The sequence below is a fragment of the Arcobacter cryaerophilus gv. crypticus genome (assembly GCF_002993025.1).
Lineage (GTDB): Bacteria > Campylobacterota > Campylobacteria > Campylobacterales > Arcobacteraceae > Aliarcobacter > Aliarcobacter cryaerophilus_B.
In genome coordinates this window covers 63,580-79,143 of the sequence record NZ_NXGI01000056.1, presented here as the reverse complement: position 1 = coordinate 79,143, position 15,564 = coordinate 63,580, and the positions used below count along the sequence as shown (strand labels likewise).

The 15,564-nt window shown below is 27.9% G+C and carries 19 protein-coding genes; 7 read left to right on the top strand and 12 right to left on the bottom strand.

Annotated elements, in window-relative coordinates; genetic code table 11:
* Nucleotides 1-8: 8 nt before the first annotated feature.
* Together CJ670_RS10300 and trpS are read right to left on the bottom strand one after the other, a co-directional pair.
* Nucleotides 9-812: an ion transporter gene (locus CJ670_RS10300; protein ID WP_105939885.1), complete on the bottom strand. Its 804-nt coding sequence runs from the start codon at nt 810-812 to the stop codon at nt 9-11.
* Nucleotides 813-860: 48 nt separating this feature from the next.
* Nucleotides 861-1,826 carry a tryptophan--tRNA ligase gene (gene trpS, locus CJ670_RS10295; protein ID WP_105939884.1) on the bottom strand — a complete coding sequence of 322 codons (966 nt, stop codon included), beginning with the start codon at nt 1,824-1,826 and terminating at the stop codon, nt 861-863.
* 397 nt (nt 1,827-2,223) lie between these two features.
* On the opposite strand from trpS, the gene CJ670_RS10290 reads away from it, so the two are divergent.
* Both CJ670_RS10290 and CJ670_RS10285 read left to right on the top strand, forming a co-directional pair.
* Nucleotides 2,224-3,720 carry a SulP family inorganic anion transporter gene (locus CJ670_RS10290; RefSeq protein WP_105939883.1) on the top strand — a complete coding sequence of 499 codons (1,497 nt, stop codon included), beginning with the start codon at nt 2,224-2,226 and terminating at the stop codon, nt 3,718-3,720.
* 2 nt (nt 3,721-3,722) lie between these two features.
* Nucleotides 3,723-4,562 (top strand): universal stress protein, encoded by an 840-nt coding sequence (locus CJ670_RS10285; RefSeq protein WP_105939882.1) that lies wholly within the window; start codon nt 3,723-3,725, stop codon nt 4,560-4,562.
* 33 nt (nt 4,563-4,595) lie between these two features.
* Here the strand turns inward: CJ670_RS10285 and CJ670_RS10280 are convergent, their stop codons facing one another.
* Nucleotides 4,596-5,135 carry a manganese efflux pump MntP gene (locus CJ670_RS10280; protein ID WP_105912286.1) on the bottom strand — a complete coding sequence of 180 codons (540 nt, stop codon included), beginning with the start codon at nt 5,133-5,135 and terminating at the stop codon, nt 4,596-4,598.
* Nucleotides 5,136-5,338: 203 nt separating this feature from the next.
* On the opposite strand from CJ670_RS10280, the gene CJ670_RS10275 reads away from it, so the two are divergent.
* Nucleotides 5,339-6,835, top strand: a complete 1,497-nt coding sequence (locus CJ670_RS10275) for an aldehyde dehydrogenase family protein (RefSeq protein ID WP_105939881.1) — start codon at nt 5,339-5,341, stop codon at nt 6,833-6,835.
* A 69-nt stretch (nt 6,836-6,904) separates the two neighbouring features.
* On the opposite strand, the gene CJ670_RS10270 is transcribed toward CJ670_RS10275, so the two are convergent.
* A complete protein-coding gene (locus CJ670_RS10270) occupies nt 6,905-7,294 on the bottom strand; it encodes an ExbD/TolR family protein (RefSeq protein ID WP_105939880.1) in 390 nt (129 codons plus the stop codon).
* The gene (locus CJ670_RS10265; RefSeq protein WP_105939879.1) at nt 7,291-7,770 is read right to left on the bottom strand and encodes a MotA/TolQ/ExbB proton channel family protein; all 480 of its coding nucleotides are present in this window, start codon (nt 7,768-7,770) and stop codon (nt 7,291-7,293) included. The genes CJ670_RS10270 and CJ670_RS10265 overlap by 4 nt, the downstream gene beginning before the upstream one ends.
* A gap of 59 nt (nt 7,771-7,829) precedes the next feature.
* Here CJ670_RS10265 and CJ670_RS10260 point away from each other — a divergent pair, with 59 nt between their 5' ends.
* Complete coding sequence (locus CJ670_RS10260; RefSeq protein ID WP_105939878.1) at nt 7,830-8,711, top strand: 1-aminocyclopropane-1-carboxylate deaminase; 882 nt, start codon at nt 7,830-7,832, stop codon at nt 8,709-8,711.
* A 4-nt stretch (nt 8,712-8,715) separates the two neighbouring features.
* On the opposite strand, the gene CJ670_RS10255 is transcribed toward CJ670_RS10260, so the two are convergent.
* Nucleotides 8,716-9,045, bottom strand: coding sequence for a hypothetical protein (locus tag CJ670_RS10255; protein WP_105939877.1), 330 nt, complete (start codon nt 9,043-9,045; stop codon nt 8,716-8,718).
* 77 nt (nt 9,046-9,122) lie between these two features.
* Between CJ670_RS10255 and CJ670_RS10250 the strand changes: the two genes are divergently transcribed.
* On the top strand, nt 9,123-9,899 hold the full coding sequence (locus CJ670_RS10250) for a threonine/serine exporter family protein (protein WP_228154247.1): 777 nt from the start codon (nt 9,123-9,125) through the stop codon (nt 9,897-9,899).
* Between the two features lies 1 nt (nt 9,900).
* Entirely contained in the window at nt 9,901-10,368 is a 468-nt protein-coding gene (locus CJ670_RS10245; protein ID WP_105912292.1) for a threonine/serine exporter family protein, read from the top strand.
* Between the two features lie 22 nt (nt 10,369-10,390).
* Here the strand turns inward: CJ670_RS10245 and CJ670_RS10240 are convergent, their stop codons facing one another.
* From CJ670_RS10240 to CJ670_RS10230, 3 genes are read right to left on the bottom strand one after another with little or no spacing between them, the layout of a single operon-like run.
* Nucleotides 10,391-10,774, bottom strand: a complete 384-nt coding sequence (locus tag CJ670_RS10240) for a RidA family protein (RefSeq protein WP_105939876.1) — start codon at nt 10,772-10,774, stop codon at nt 10,391-10,393.
* Nucleotides 10,775-10,808: 34 nt separating this feature from the next.
* Complete coding sequence (locus CJ670_RS10235; RefSeq protein WP_228154246.1) at nt 10,809-11,585, bottom strand: NUDIX hydrolase; 777 nt, start codon at nt 11,583-11,585, stop codon at nt 10,809-10,811.
* Nucleotides 11,586-11,595: 10 nt separating this feature from the next.
* Complete coding sequence (locus tag CJ670_RS10230; RefSeq protein WP_105939874.1) at nt 11,596-12,468, bottom strand: AraC family transcriptional regulator; 873 nt, start codon at nt 12,466-12,468, stop codon at nt 11,596-11,598.
* 151 nt (nt 12,469-12,619) lie between these two features.
* On the opposite strand from CJ670_RS10230, the gene CJ670_RS10225 reads away from it, so the two are divergent.
* Nucleotides 12,620-13,729 carry an aminotransferase-like domain-containing protein gene (locus CJ670_RS10225; protein WP_228154245.1) on the top strand — a complete coding sequence of 370 codons (1,110 nt, stop codon included), beginning with the start codon at nt 12,620-12,622 and terminating at the stop codon, nt 13,727-13,729.
* A gap of 1 nt (nt 13,730) precedes the next feature.
* Here CJ670_RS10225 and CJ670_RS10220 read toward each other — a convergent pair whose 3' ends face one another.
* The 3 genes from CJ670_RS10220 to trmD form a co-directional block, all read right to left on the bottom strand.
* Nucleotides 13,731-14,336 (bottom strand): DedA family protein, encoded by a 606-nt coding sequence (locus tag CJ670_RS10220; RefSeq protein WP_105912299.1) that lies wholly within the window; start codon nt 14,334-14,336, stop codon nt 13,731-13,733.
* 100 nt (nt 14,337-14,436) lie between these two features.
* On the bottom strand, nt 14,437-14,793 hold the full coding sequence (rplS, locus tag CJ670_RS10215) for a 50S ribosomal protein L19 (protein WP_105912300.1): 357 nt from the start codon (nt 14,791-14,793) through the stop codon (nt 14,437-14,439).
* Complete coding sequence (trmD, locus tag CJ670_RS10210) at nt 14,790-15,467, bottom strand: tRNA (guanosine(37)-N1)-methyltransferase TrmD (protein WP_105912301.1); 678 nt, start codon at nt 15,465-15,467, stop codon at nt 14,790-14,792. The genes rplS and trmD overlap by 4 nt, the downstream gene beginning before the upstream one ends.
* Between the last annotated feature and the right edge of the window lie 97 nt (nt 15,468-15,564).

Genomic DNA, 15,564 nt, shown 5'->3' with positions numbered 1-15,564 from the left:
TATCCTTTTTATTTTTCTAAATGATTTTTTAGTAAAAGTTTAAGTTCACCAATCTCATTTCTTAGCTCTTTAATCTCTTTATTTAGACTATTATCTTGAACTTGTATCTTATCTATTATATTTTGCTCTTCCTCTTTGTTTAAAATAGCCATAGCATCAACAATTATTGCTACAACTAAATTTATCATTACAAAAGTTACGACAAATATAAATGGAACAAAGAAAACCCAAGCATAAGGATAAACATCCATTATAGGTCTTACAATTCCCATAGACCAAGATTCCAAAGTCATAATTTGAAATAGAGTGTAAAATGATTCTCCTAAAGTTCCAAACCATAGAGGGAATTTCTCTCCAAAAAGTTGTGTTGACATAATTGCAAATATATAAAAAAAGAGTGTCATTAAAGCAATTACAGATAACATTCCTGGAATTACACTAATTAGTGCTGAAACTATTTTTCTCATTTGAGGAACAGCAGTTATAAGTCTAAATAGCCTTAAAACTCTTAAAACCCTTAGTATTTCAAATCCTGAACTTGTAGGAACTAAAGATATTGTTACAACAAAAAAATCAAACAAACTCCAAGGATCTTTGAAAAAAGATACTCTGTGAACATAAATTCTCAAAATAATCTCAATTGTAAAAATCGTAATAACAATTTGATTAAATAGTGTTGTATAAACTCCAAAATTTTGTACAAAAGTTTTGTCAGTTTCTAAACCCATTGTAATACCATTTAAAACTATCAAATAGATAATAAACTTTGAGAAAAATGAACTATCTACGATATTTTTAATTCTAGAATACATAAAGCTCCTTTAAATTTTTTTGCAATAATAGATTAAAAAACTATAGTTTTAAATTAAGCCAACTATTTCTCTAATTTCTCTTATTTTTTCACTTGCTATTTTTCTTGCCTTACTAGCTCCAAACTCCAAAATATCACGAACCTCTTTTTTGTTGTTTAAGTAATACTCTCTTTTTTCTTCATAAGGTTTAAAATACTCCTCTATTTTTTCAAGAAGTGTAAGTTTAAAGTGACCATATCCTTCACCTGGTGTTTCATATCTTTTTTGTAAATCTTTTAACTCAAGATCACTCATAAATAGTTTTGAAATATTATAAATATTGCAATTTTCCCACTCTTTTGGTTCATCTAATTCTCTTGAATCAGTTACAATTTTCATAACTTGTTTTTTTCTCTCTTTAGAAGCTGTAAACATATCAATTGTATTGTTGTATGATTTACTCATTTTAGCTCCATCAGTTCCTAAAACTGTTGCAACATTTTCATCAACTTTTGCAGTTGGTAAAACAAAAATATCTTTTTTATATGCATGATTAAAAGATGTTGCAATATCTCTTGTCATCTCAACGTGTTGTATTTGGTCACGCCCTACTGGAACAACATTTGAATCAAAAAGTAAAATATCAGCTGCCATTAAAACTGGATATGAAAAAAGCCCATGACTAGCACTAATTCCTCTTGCTGTTTTATCTTTGTACGAGTGAGCTCTCTCTAATAATCCCATAGAAGTGTGATTTGATAAAATCCAGTAAAGTTCAAGTACCTCTTTAACATCGTGTTGAATCCAAAAAGTTGATTTCTCAATATCCATTCCTAAAGATAAAAAGTTAATTGCTGCTTCATAAGAGTTTTTTTCTAAAAACTCTTTATCTTTTACACTTGTTAATGCATGATATGAAGCTATAAAAGCAAATAGTTCGCCATCGTTTTGTGACTCTATCATCTTTTTTACCATACCAAAATAGTTTCCTATGTGAATTGTTCCTGATGGTTGAATACCTGATAAAATTCTCACTATTATTCCTTTTAAATGGTCTCTTAAAGTGGAAACCGTTTTAATTAATTGGCGGATTATATCGAAACTTGCTAAAATTTATAAAAAAGCTTAATTTGATTTATTTTTTACTTATAAAAATTTAGATATAGTTCCACAACTTTTAAAATTAATCTAAAAAAGGCGAATCCAAAAATGTGATTATAACAAATATAAGAAAAATATTTTTGAAAATAGATATTGTTAAACAACTATTTTAGTATTAATCTTATATTTGTTATTCCGTCATACATAAACTACATCCATATTATTATTTAGTTTATTTTTTCTATAACAAATTATTTTATATCTAATATATTAACTCTATTTATTTCCAAAATATTAACTGATCAAAAAAATTAAATAAATAAGGAACTAAATGGTAAAAACATATTTTAAAAAAGATGAATGGTTTGGAAATATAAAAAATGATACTTTAGCAGGTCTTGTTGTTGCACTTGCACTAATACCTGAAGCAATTGCTTTTTCAATTATCGCAGGAGTTGACCCAAAAGTTGGATTATATGCTTCTTTTTGTATAGCTGTTGTAATTTCATTTGTAGGTGGACGTCCTGGAATGATTAGTGCTGCAACAGGAGCAATGGCTTTGTTGATGGTTACACTTGTAAAAGACCACGGCTTACAATATCTTTTAGCAGCAACACTTTTAACTGGAGTATTGCAAATAGTAGCTGGTTATTTACAACTAGGAAGATTTATGAGTTTTGTTCCAAGAGCTGTTGTTGTAGGATTTGTAAATGCTTTGGCAATTTTAATATTTATGGCTCAATTACCAGAACTGACAAATGTAACTTGGCATGTGTATGCTTTAACTCTTGCAGGTTTAGGGATAATATATCTTTTTCCATATATTCCAAAAATTGGTAACATACTTCCATCACCTTTAGTAACTATTGTAGTTTTAACAATTGTTGTATTTTTTATGCAAATTGATGTAAGAACTGTTCGAGATATGGGACAACTTCCTGATACTTTACCAATATTTTTATTTCCTGATATTCCTTTAAATTTTGAAACATTATGGATAATTTTGCCTTATTCTATCTCTTTAGCAATTGTTGGACTTCTTGAATCACTTATGACTTCAACTATTGTTGATGATTTAACAGATACTACAAGTGATAATAATAGAGAGTGCAAAGGTCAAGGAGTTGCAAATATAGCTTCAGGTTTAATGGGTGGAATGGCAGGATGTGCAATGATTGGGCAATCTATTATAAATGTAAAATCAGGTGGTAGAGGAAGATTATCAACTTTTTTAGCAGGATTTTTTCTACTTATAATGGTTGTTTTTTTAAGTGATATTATCTCTATTATTCCTATGGCTGCTTTAGTTGCTGTTATGATTATGGTATCAATTGGTACATTTGATTGGAGTTCAATCAAAAAATTAAAGACTCTTCCTATTTCTACAAATATTGTAATGCTAGGAACAGTTGCTGTTACAGTAGGAACTCATAACTTAGCAGCAGGTGTATTTACAGGAGTTCTTTTAGCCGCCTTATTCTTTGCTAATAAAATATCTCACTTTATGTATTGTGAAACTTCATATAGTGAAGATAATACAACTAAAACTTACAAATTTGTTGGTCAAGTATTTTTTAATAGTGCAGATAAATTTTATAAAACATTTGATTTTAAAGAGGTTGTTGATAAAGTTGTAATTGATTTAACAAGAGCTCACTTTTGGGATATATCAGCTGTTTATGCACTTGATAAAGCAGTTATAAAACTAAGAAGAAATGGAACAGATGTTGAAGTTATTGGACAAAATGAAGCAAGTTCAACAATAATTGATAGATTTGGGGTTCATCATAAACCAGAAGAAATTGAAAAAGTAATGGGAGGACATTAAAAATGAATAAAGTATTAGTTTGCCTTGATGGCTCAAAGCTTTCAAAAGCGGTTTGTGATTATGGAATAGATATAGCAAAAAAACTTAATCTACCTTTGGTTTTATTAAATGTAATAGAGCACTCAACTACTTCTAAAAAGATTGATTTATCTGGAAATATTGGACTTGGCTCAAAAGATGATTTATTAGAAGAATTAGCCAATGAAGATATGAATCAAAGTAAAGATTTAATTTTAAAAGGTAAAGTTATTTTAAAACAGATGCAAGAGTATGTTAAATCAAAAGATTTCTCAAATTTCACAACTCTTCAAAGACATGGGACTTTGCATGAAACTTTGGATGAGTTAGAAAGCGATTTAAAAATTGCAATTATAGGCTTAAATGGAGAAAATAGTAAAGATATAGGAGCAAATGTTGAAGAGTTAATAAGAACTTTAAATATTCCAATCTTGCTTGTAAATAGTGAGTTTAAAGATGTAAATTCTATTTTAATGGCTTATGATGGAAGCTCTTATGCCAAAAAATCTATTGATATTGCTGTAAAAAATCCAATATTTCCAAATACAAAAAGATATATTGTAAATGTAAATAGTGATAAAAATGATTCAAATAGAGTTTTAAATGAAGCTAGTTTGATATTCAAAAATGCAAATATAGATTCTGAAATATTATCTTTAAGTGGAGATAAACTTGAAGCTATTTTAGATTATCAACAAAGCATAAATGCTGATATTATAGCCATGGGAGCATATAGCCATAATAGATTTAGAAGTGCAATTTTTGGAAGTTTTACAACAAATATGATTTTAAAATCAAAAGTTCCATTGCTGTTATTTAGATAAAAAAGAGAAGCTTAATCTTCTCTTTTTTACTATTTAAAAAAGTAAAATTTTAAATCCAATAAGTATTAAAACAACTCCACCCAAAATTTCGGCCTTGCTCTCATACTTTTCTCCGCCACTTTTCCCGACATAAACTCCAATATAACTAATAATAAATGTAACAAATCCAATAATAAAAATTGATAAATATATATTTACAGAAAACAAATGTAAACTATATCCAGCAGCCATAGCATCAAGACTTGTTGCAATTGCTAAAGTTAATAATAATTTATTTGTAACTTGTGCTATCTCATCTTCTATATTTTCATTAAATGCTTCATACAACATCTTCCCACCAATAAGTAAAAGTAGAACAAATGCAACAATTTTGTCATATCCTTGAATATACTCACTTAAACCAATTCCACCTAAGAATCCTAAAAAAGGCATAAATGCTTGAAAAATTCCAAAAAATAATCCAGCTTTTAAAGCCATAGTTTTTATATCTTGTTTATTTTTTATTCCAAGACCAATAGAAACTGCAAATGCATCCATACTTAAAGCAAAAGCCAATATCAAAACTTCTATCATATAATCCCTTTTTACTTTAATATAAAGGCGAAATTATAACCAAATTAGCTAAAAGTTTAAAAGCTCTTTTTTGATATATATTTGTTACAAATTGTTACAAATATATAGATTTTTTTATAAAAAATAGCTCTTTTTATTATTGTCACGATATTGCCATTTACATATGCTAGTATTTTGATATCAAATATCAATAAGGAGTTATTATGATTTATGAAAGACCAAAGTATAAAAATCAGTATGAGAATTTTATAGGTGGAGAGTGGATTGCTCCAAATAGTGGCGAGTATATTGAAAATATCTCTCCAGTTGATGGAAAACTGCTTACAAAAATTCCAAGATCAAATGAAAAAGATGTTGATTTAGCAGTTGAGGCTGCAAAAAAAGGTTTTGAAGAGTTTAAGCACACATCGGTTACTCAAAGAAGTGCTTTGTTAAACAAAATTGCAGATATTGTAGAAGCAAATTTAGAAGCACTTGCAGTTGCTGAAACACTTGATAATGGAAAAGCAGTTAGAGAGACTTTAAATGCAGATTTACCTTTGTTTATAGACCATTTTAGATATTTTGCATCTGTTATAAGAGCTGAATCTGGGTCTATTTCTGATTTAGATGAGAACACTATATCTCAAGAAATTTATGAGCCTTTTGGTGTTGTTGCTCAAATTATTCCTTGGAATTTCCCACTTCTAATGGCAGCTTGGAAACTAGCACCTGCAATTGCTGCTGGAAATTGTATTGTTTTAAAACCAGCTAGTTCAACTCCACTTTCAATACTTCTATTTTTGGATTTAATCAAAGATGTTTTACCAAAAGGCGTTATAAATGTTGTAAATGGAGCAGGTGGAAAAATAGGTAAACATCTTGTAACTCATAGAGATGTTAAAAAAGTTGCATTTACAGGAGAGACAAGTACAGGTCAAGAGATTATGAGATATGCAACTGAAAATATAATCCCATCAACTCTAGAGCTTGGTGGAAAATCTCCAAATGTATTCTTTAAATCTATAATGGATGCTGATGATGAGTTTTTTGACAAAGCAATAGAAGGTTTAGTTCTGTTTGCATTTAATAGTGGAGAGGTTTGTACTTGTCCATCAAGAGCATTGATTCAAGAGTCAATTTATGAACCATTTATTAAAAGAGTAATTGAGAGAGTAAAAGCTATAAAACTTGGAAATCCTCTTGATACAGAAAATACAATGGGAGCTCAAAACTCTTTTAACCAAAAAGAGAAAATTGCAAAATATTTAAATATTGCAAAAGAGGATGGTGCACAGTGTTTGGTTGGTGGAGATATTTACCACTCTTCTATAAATCCAGATGGATTTTATATAGAGCCAACGATTTATAAAGGTCACAATAAAATGAGAATTTTCCAAGAGGAAATTTTTGGACCTGTTTTATCTGTAACTACTTTTAAAGATGAAAAAGAGGCTATTGAAATTGCAAATGACACTATTTATGGATTGGGTGCTGGAGTTTGGTCAAGAGACGCTCACCAAATTCATAGAGCTTCAAGAGCTATCCAAGCTGGAAGAATTTGGGTAAATTGCTATCACGTTTATCCAGCTCATGCCTCTTTTGGTGGATATAAGAAATCGGGAATTGGAAGAGAGACTCATATGATGATGTTAAATAACTATAGACATACAAAAAATATTTTAACTTCATTTAATACAAAAGCTTTAGGATTTTTTTAATCTCTTAGTAAAATAGAGGCTTTTTAGCCTCTATTTTAAATTAAAAATTATAAATCAATATTTTCTATTTTATTTCTTCTCTTCATTCGTAACCAAAGCCAAATTATTCAAACTATATTTTTGAAGCAAATCAAGAACTTTTACAACTTTTTCATATGGTACTTTTTTATCAATCCTTACAATCACAGGTTCATCTTTATTTTTTATACTTTTTAGATTATCTTCTAATGAAGCAAATGAGACTTCAATCCCTCTAATAGCTAATTTATCTACACTTAACTCTATGAAAATTTGTTCAGATTTTACTTGCATACTTTTTGCATTTGAGCTAGGCAAATCAAGCATAAGAGCTAGTTCTTCTTTTTTAAAAACACTTGTAACTATAAAAAATATTAAAAGAATAAAAACAACATCAATAATTGGTGTTAAATCAAGTCCCAAATGCTCTCTTCGTTTCATCTATTCTCTTCTTTTACTAGCTCTTTTTTGGCTTTTATTTCGATTTTATCAACAAGGCTTATGAAGTGATTGTAGGCTATTTGATGAGGAATTGATACAATTATTCCAGCAATTGTAGTAATAAGTGCAACTGCAATTCCACCTGAAAATATAGTTGGATCTCCTAAACCTTTTATAGTTATCTCTTCAAATGAAATATAAATTCCAACAACAGTTCCTAAAAGTCCTAAAAGTGGAGAGATTATTGCAATATTTTTTATGATTACAAGACCTGCTTCTAGTTTTTTTACTTCGTATTCAATTTGTGCATTTATTGAGTGGTTAAAATCCAATCTTGAAGCTATTTTTGCTATTGTTTTATTTACTTGTGGAAGAGTTGTAAATTTCCAAATAATTATTGTAAACCCAACAATATTTAAGAAAATTAAAATATAGACTATAATTCCACCCTTGTCTATAAATTCTAATAAGTTCATATGAAAGCCTTTTGAAATTTTTGATATTATATTGAAAAATTATTTACAAATAGGTATTTATGCAATTTACAAACTCAAAAACATCTGAAATTTTTTTAAACAATCAAAAATATTTTGTAAAAAGAGATGATTTACTACATATTGATTTTAGTGGAAACAAAGCTAGAAAATTTTACTACTTTTTAAAAAATGATTTAAAAGGTATTGAAAAAATAATATCTCATGGCTCAAATCAATCAAATGCAATGTACTCTTTATCTGTTTTGTGCAAATTAAAAAATCTAAAATTTGACTACTATGTATCGCATTTACCAGATATTTTAAGCAAAAATCCAAATGGAAACTACAAAGAAGCACTTAAAAATGGTATGAATTTAATTATTGGTGAAATTCCACAAAATTTTAAAGAAAATGAGTTATTCATAAGTGAAGGAGGAGCTGTAAAAGAGGCTAGTTTTGGAATAGAAATATTAGCAAACGAGATAAAATCTTGGGCAAAAGAGCAAAATATTGATGATAAGAAACTGAAAATATTTTTACCAAGTGGCACGGGAACAACTGCACTATATTTACAAAAATTTCTACCTTTTGAACTGTTTACTTGCTCTTGCGTAGGAGATGATGAGTACTTAAAAGAGCAGTTTCTTGCTTTGGAAGAAAAAAATCATCCAAAAATTTTAAAAAAAGAGAAAAAATACCATTTTGGAAAACTTTATAAAGAGTTTTATTTTAAACATATAGAACTTTTAAAACAAACAAATATAGAGTTTGACCTGCTTTATGATAGTTTAGGATGGATTGTTTTTGAAGATTTTGTAAAAAATTTAGAAAATAAAGATGATTTAATATTTTTATATATTCATCAAGGTGGAGTTTTAGGAAATAAAACGATGCTTGAAAGATATAAATTTAAATTTTCAAACTCTTTAAACTCTATATAAAAAACTACTTTTGCTCTACTATTGTCCAGCCACCATCTTTTAGATGTTTTTTTGTTTTACTACAAATTTCACTTTGTATAAATAGTGTTTTTACTTTGAAGTTATGATTTTGATGATTTACCAAAAGATTATACAAATTTTCTAGCTCATCTGAACTTTTTTTTATGAATCTACTTTTACTTGATAATACAAATATTGCATAAAATTTTAAATCTGTGCTTGAACCTACAAAGATTCTTATCTTCTTTTTACTATTTAACTCTTTTGGTAAAATCTCTTTTAACTCTTTAAAAAGTATATTTTTTTTTGCAAAATATTGGCTTGTATCTTTCATTGTTATCCTTAAAAGCGTTTATTATATCAAAACTTGTATAATTGCAAAATTTAAAAAGTAAAAAGAGAAAAATTCAAATGCTATCCTACGAAGAACAATCGATAATCACAAGAGGTATCGTAAAAGCTGCTGTTTTAATGAGCGAATATGGAGCTGAAAGTATCTTAATAGAGCAAACAGCCCAAAGATTAGGAAAAGTTTTAGGAGCTTCAAGTGTTGAAATCTCTTTGATACCATCTGCAATAGTTTTAACAACTCTTCACCATGGACAATCTGTAACAACTACAAGAAGAGTTCATCATAAACCTATAAATATGAGTATAGTTTGCCAAATTCAAAAAATAGTTTTAGATATGGAAAAATCGGACAATGAAGTAAACTATGATATTAGATATTTATATACTATTTTAAAACAAATTGAGCCAAATTACTACAACAGATGGTTGGTTGTTTTTATGGTTGCCCTTAGTTGTGCATCTTTTGCATATTTACAAGGTGGTGATTTTATGTCTCTTGCGATAACTTTTTTGGCTTCAGGTACTGCTATGTTTACAAGACAAGAACTATCAAAAAGAAGATTTGTGATGATTATAATCTTTGGAATAACTGCTTTTGTAGCCACAATTATTTCTGGATTATCAAAAATATATGGCTTTACAGATACTCCAAATATTGCAATGGCAGCTAGTGTACTACTTTTGGCACCTGGATTTGCTTTTGTAAACTCTTTTTTAGACTCATTCAAAGGTTATATGATGATGGGTTGGGGACGATGGATGGATGGTATGATTTTAACACTTGCTACATCTGTTGGAATTATTTTAGCTATTGCTATTTTAGGACTAAAGGCTTAATATGGAATTTTTATTACAATTACTCATAGATGCTACTTTTGCTGCAACTGCATCTTTGGGCTTTGGAATGGTTTTTAATGTTCCAAAATATACTTTAAAATATTGTGCTTTAGGAGGAGCAATTGTTTATGATTTAAGAACTATATTTTTACACTTAAATTTTGGAATTGAAATCTCTACATTTTTGGCTTCTGCAGTAATTGGGATAATAGCTTTATACTGGTCAAGAAAATACAAAATACCAAGACCTGTATATACTGTTGCTTCTATTATTCCTATTTTACCAGGAACTTATGCTTTTGGAGCAATGATTACTTTAATAGATATAAATAGATTTGGTGCAAGTATTGAATTAATAGAGCTATTTGTTCATAATGGACTTAAAGCTATTGCTGTTTTAATAGCTATTACTTTTGGTTTAGTTCTTCCTTCACTATATTTTTTAAGACTTAATCGCCCTATTGTCTAGGCGATTATTGTTTTAAAATATATTAGTTTTTAAATGCTATTGCATCCACTTCAACTAAAACATTTTTTGGTAAAGTTTTAACAGCAACTGTACTTCTTGCAGGAGCAGTTTCACCTTTGAAATATTGTCCATAGATTTCATTGAAAGCTACAAAATTATCCATATCTGATAGATAACAAGTTGTTTTTAATACATTTTCAAAAGAGCTAGAAGATTCTTCTAAAACTGCTTTTAGATTTTCCATAACTTGTTTTGTCTGTTCTTGAACTCCACCACTTACAATCTCCATAGTTTTTGGATCTAGTGCAATTTGTCCAGAAGTAAAAACTAATTTTTCAAAACTAGTTGCTTGATTATATGGTCCAATTGCACTTGGAGCTTTTGTTGTACTTATTATTTTTTTCATCTTTATCCTTTGATTTTTAAAAAATTTATTATATTTAGTTTTTGCTTTCTTTTACAAAAAATAGTTCAAATTCATTTTTAAGATGACTTAAAATAGGAGTTTCACTTTTATACAATCCACCATTACTAATTGCAGATTTTACAATAGTTTTTGTGTAATCATGAATATCATCTCTTATAAACATCTCCTCTAAATCTAACCAAATAGCTTCACTAATCTCTTGTTTATCTTTCACATCTATTTTTAAACTTTTTGGCTTTGCAAGACATAAAACATATAAATTTGATTTATGAAATTGATGAGGATAAAAATGTCCAATAGATACAATCTTTTCAAAATCAACAACAACTCCAGTCTCTTCAAAAACTTCACGACTCAAAGCTTGAGATATCATCTCAGCATCATCAATATGTCCACCTGGAAGTTTATAATACTCATTTCTTATTATCTCTTTTATTAGTAAAATCTCATTTTTACTATTTATTACAACAGCACCTACTCCTAAAGTATGATTTGCCAAATTTGGAACTATTGCATTTTGTTTTAAAACTTTTATAAGAAGTATATAATCACTATTGCAAGAGTGAAAAGTAAAACCAAACTTTGTAACAATTGGAATAAAATCAGATTTTTTTATATCTATATAAATCCAAATTAAATTTTTATTATCTTTTGCATTTTCTATTAAATCTTTTAAATCTTTTTCAAAATCTAAAATATCGTTTGGCAAATCTTCACTTAAAATTGTAATTCCATTGTATGGATCAATACTTGTTTTAAAATTTGATATATATTCAATACTTGTTTTCAATTTAATTCCTTTATACATATTTTATTGGTAGATAAAAATCCAAAATAAACTCTCCATCCAAACTTAAAAAATGATTTTTCTCATAAATTGTATAAGATGGATTTGTTGTTGTTTCATAACCACTTTTTATTAGCCAAACGTGATAAACCCACTGTATTAGCTTTATTACATCTCCATATTTTCCACTTAAACTAAATTTTGCATAAATTCCTTTTGGAATATCCAAAGTTGGAAGTGATAAATCTTTTAACTCTTCATTCTCATCTAAAACAGCAATTGCAATATATTGGCACTCTTCAAGTGGTGTTATTATTGGATTATCATGATGTAGTGCCATTTGTTTATAAGATTTTATCTCATTTGTATATATCCAAGTTTGAAGTTTTGCCCAAGTTTGTTTTATAGTTTTATCATAACCTTTATGTCTAATATAATAAGCTCTCATCTGTGGCATTTTAACAATTGTTGGCTCAATATTTGAAAAATCTAAATAATTGCTAATTGATATTTTCTCAATAATTTTATTTGAATACTCTTTATAACCACCATTTTTCCACTCTTTTGGTGTCATATTAAATCTTTGTTTGAAACTTCTTATAAATGAAGTTTGCGAACTATATCCTATCATTGAAGAGATATTTGAAATAGTTGAAAACTTGTTTGTAATAAGTAAATTTGCAGCTTTTTCAAGTCTTATTGATTTAATACTTTCATAAATATTTTTTCCAAACTCCTCTTTAAAAACTCTATGAAGATGAAATTTACTAATATTTAGTTGAGAACTTAACTCATCTATATTTATGTTTGTATCAATATATTTATAAATATAATTCATAACATCATTTGCAATTTTTGCTCTTTTTTCATAAGTAGATTTTTTCATAAAACTATTATATCAATAAATGTATATAAACTTAGCAATAATTGCTAATTATAAAAGCATTTTATGTAAAGTATTAATATTTTTATTGCTGTAAAATTTTAAAAATATTAATGGTTTCCTTTTAAATGGAAATCCATTTAAAAGGATACTTATGAAAAGATCATTTATTAGAGAAATTCTTGAAGCTATTGATGAGCACACAATTTCATTTGCAGGTGGACTTCCAAGCGAAAATCTATTTCCAACACAAGATTTAAAAATAGCAACTCTAAAAGCAATAGAGAATCCAAAAGTTTATCAATACACAATTAGCAATGGAATAAATGAACTAAGAGAGCAAATTGCACAAAGATATACAAATGAAGGTTTTGCTACAACAAAAGAGAATATCTTAATAACAACAGGAAGCCAACAAGCCATGTATATATTGGCAAAGTTTTTTGAAAACAAAGATATCACTATTGAAGAGCCATCATATTTAGGTGCTATGAATATTTTTAGATTAAATTATTTAAAAATGCAAGGTGTAAAACTTGAAGATGATGGCTTAAATATAGATGAGTTTGAAAAGAGTTTTAAAAATACAAAATTAACTTATCTAATTCCTGATTTTCAAAATCCAAGTGCTACAACATATAGTCAAGAAAAAAGAGAAGAAGTTTCAAATATAGTGAAAAAATATGATGGAATTTTAATAGAAGATAGTCCATATAGTGAACTTTATTTTGACAAAAAAAGTAAATATATAAGTGCTAGTTTACCAAACAACTCTTTTCATCTTGGAAGTTTTTCTAAAACTTTGGTTCCAAGTTTACGAATTGGTTGGATTAGAGCCGATGAAGAGAAGATAAAATCTCTTCTTATTATAAAAGAGAGTATTGATCTACACTCTTGCGGTCTTTCACAATATATCTTAAATGAGTATTTAAAAGATGAACAAAAATATGAAAAACATCTTCAAGAAATAAGAGATGATTATAAAGAAAAAGCAGAGTTTTTTTCAAAATCTTTAAAAACGATAATGCCTGAATTTAAACACCAAACACCAAAAGGTGGAATGTTTTTATATGGTGGATTTGAAGATAAAAGAATTGATACATTTGCACTTGTTCAAGAGTGTTTGAAGAAAAAAGTGGTTTATGTTCCAGGAAATCAATTTTATATTGATAAAGTTCCAAATAGTGAGATTAGATTTAACTATACACACTCTAGTTTTGAGCAGATTGAAAAAGGTTTAAGACTTATAAAATCTTGTTTATAAATTATAAAACTTTTGCTTTTTTTAGTTTTTTGTAGTACCAAAAAGCTAAAATAGCAAGAGAGATTAAAATAACTACAATGATATATCTTAAATACTCTTTTATTAAGCCTTCATTATCGCCTAAATAATAACCCAAAAGTGTTAATATAACTACCCAAATTCCAGCACCTAAACTTGTATATAAACAAAATATTAAAAGATTCATTCTTGCAAGTCCAGCTGGAAATGATATATATTGTCTAACAGCAGGTATTAATCTTCCTGAAAAAGTAGAGATATGTCCGTGATTTTTGAAAAACTCTTCCATTTTTATAATTGTTTGTTCTTTTATAAAAAAGTATTTTCCATATTTTATTAAAAAAGCTCTTCCATATTTAATAGCTAAATAGTAGTTAAAAAGTGCTCCAGCAAGTGAACCTAGAATTCCAAAAAGAATTACAAGGTACATATTCATCTCGCCTTTAAAAACTAAATATCCAGCTGGAATCATTACAACTTCTGATGGAAATGGAAAAAAAGAACTCTCTAAAAACATCATTATAAAAATACCTGCATATCCAAACTGACTAACAGTTTCAACTATAAAATTTATAATTTCAGAAAACAAATTTTTCCTTTTTGTAGATATTTTAAAATAAAAGTAGAATTTTTTATGAAGTTTTTAGAGAGTTTATTTTAAATAAAAGATATTAAGGCAGGTGCCTTAATTATCTTTTTAGCTCTCTAATTTTCGCAGCTTTACCTTTTAGTGCTCTTAAATAGTTAAGTTTAGCTCTTCTTACAGCACCTCTTCTTAACACTTCAATAGCTTGTAAAGATTCACAATATAGTGGGAAAATTCTCTCAACACCAATATTATTTGCTCCAAGTTTTCTAATAGTAAATGTAGCATCAACACCGTTTCCGCTTCTTCCAATTACTACACCTTCGAAAGTTTGAACTCTTTTTTTCTCACCCTCTTTAATCTCAACACCAAGTCTTAATGTATCTCCTGCTCTAAATGCTGGAATCTCTTTAGAAGCCATTTGAGCTGCTTCAAAACTTGCTATATATCTATTTTTCATCGTCTTTCCTTATTGGGTCTATAGTATTTCGTCCTACAAATGGACATCTGAAATTTTAAGTCGCAAATTTTACTATGGTTTCCCTTTAAATATTCTTTAACGACAAATAAATTTTTATAATTTTCTGGTTTTGTAAAAGATGGTGCTTCTAAAAGATTATTTTCATAACTTTCAACTTCAAGTGAAGCTTCATTTCCAAGCACTCCTTGAACATTTCTAGAGATTGCATCTGCCATAACTAGTGAAGGAAGCTCACCACCTGTTAAGATATACTCTCCAATACTAAAAACCTCATTAGCATATTTTTCAATAACTCTCTCATCAATTCCTTCATATCTTCCACTAACCATTACAATATTTTTTTTCTTTGCAAGTCTTTTTGCATCATTTTGTCTAAAAGGTTTTGCAGCTGCAAGAGGAAAAATAATATATGCATCTTTATCTTCTCTTTTTATCTCATCTAGACAATCAAAAAGTGGCTGACACGATAAAAGCATTCCAGCTCCTCCTCCAACCATAGCATCATCAACTTTTTTGTGCTTGTTTGTTGTAAAATCTCTAGGATTATAGAACTCATAGCTTATAAAGTTTGATTCAACTGCTCTATTTAAAATAGAATCTTTTAAATATGGTTCAATCAAATTAGGAAAAAGTGTAACAAAAGTAAACTTCAAAATAAAATTCCAATCAATTTTTTGTTTGAAATGTTAGCATAATAATTTTTATATATTATTAAGTATAAATAGTATAGATTTCGCATCTAATATTATA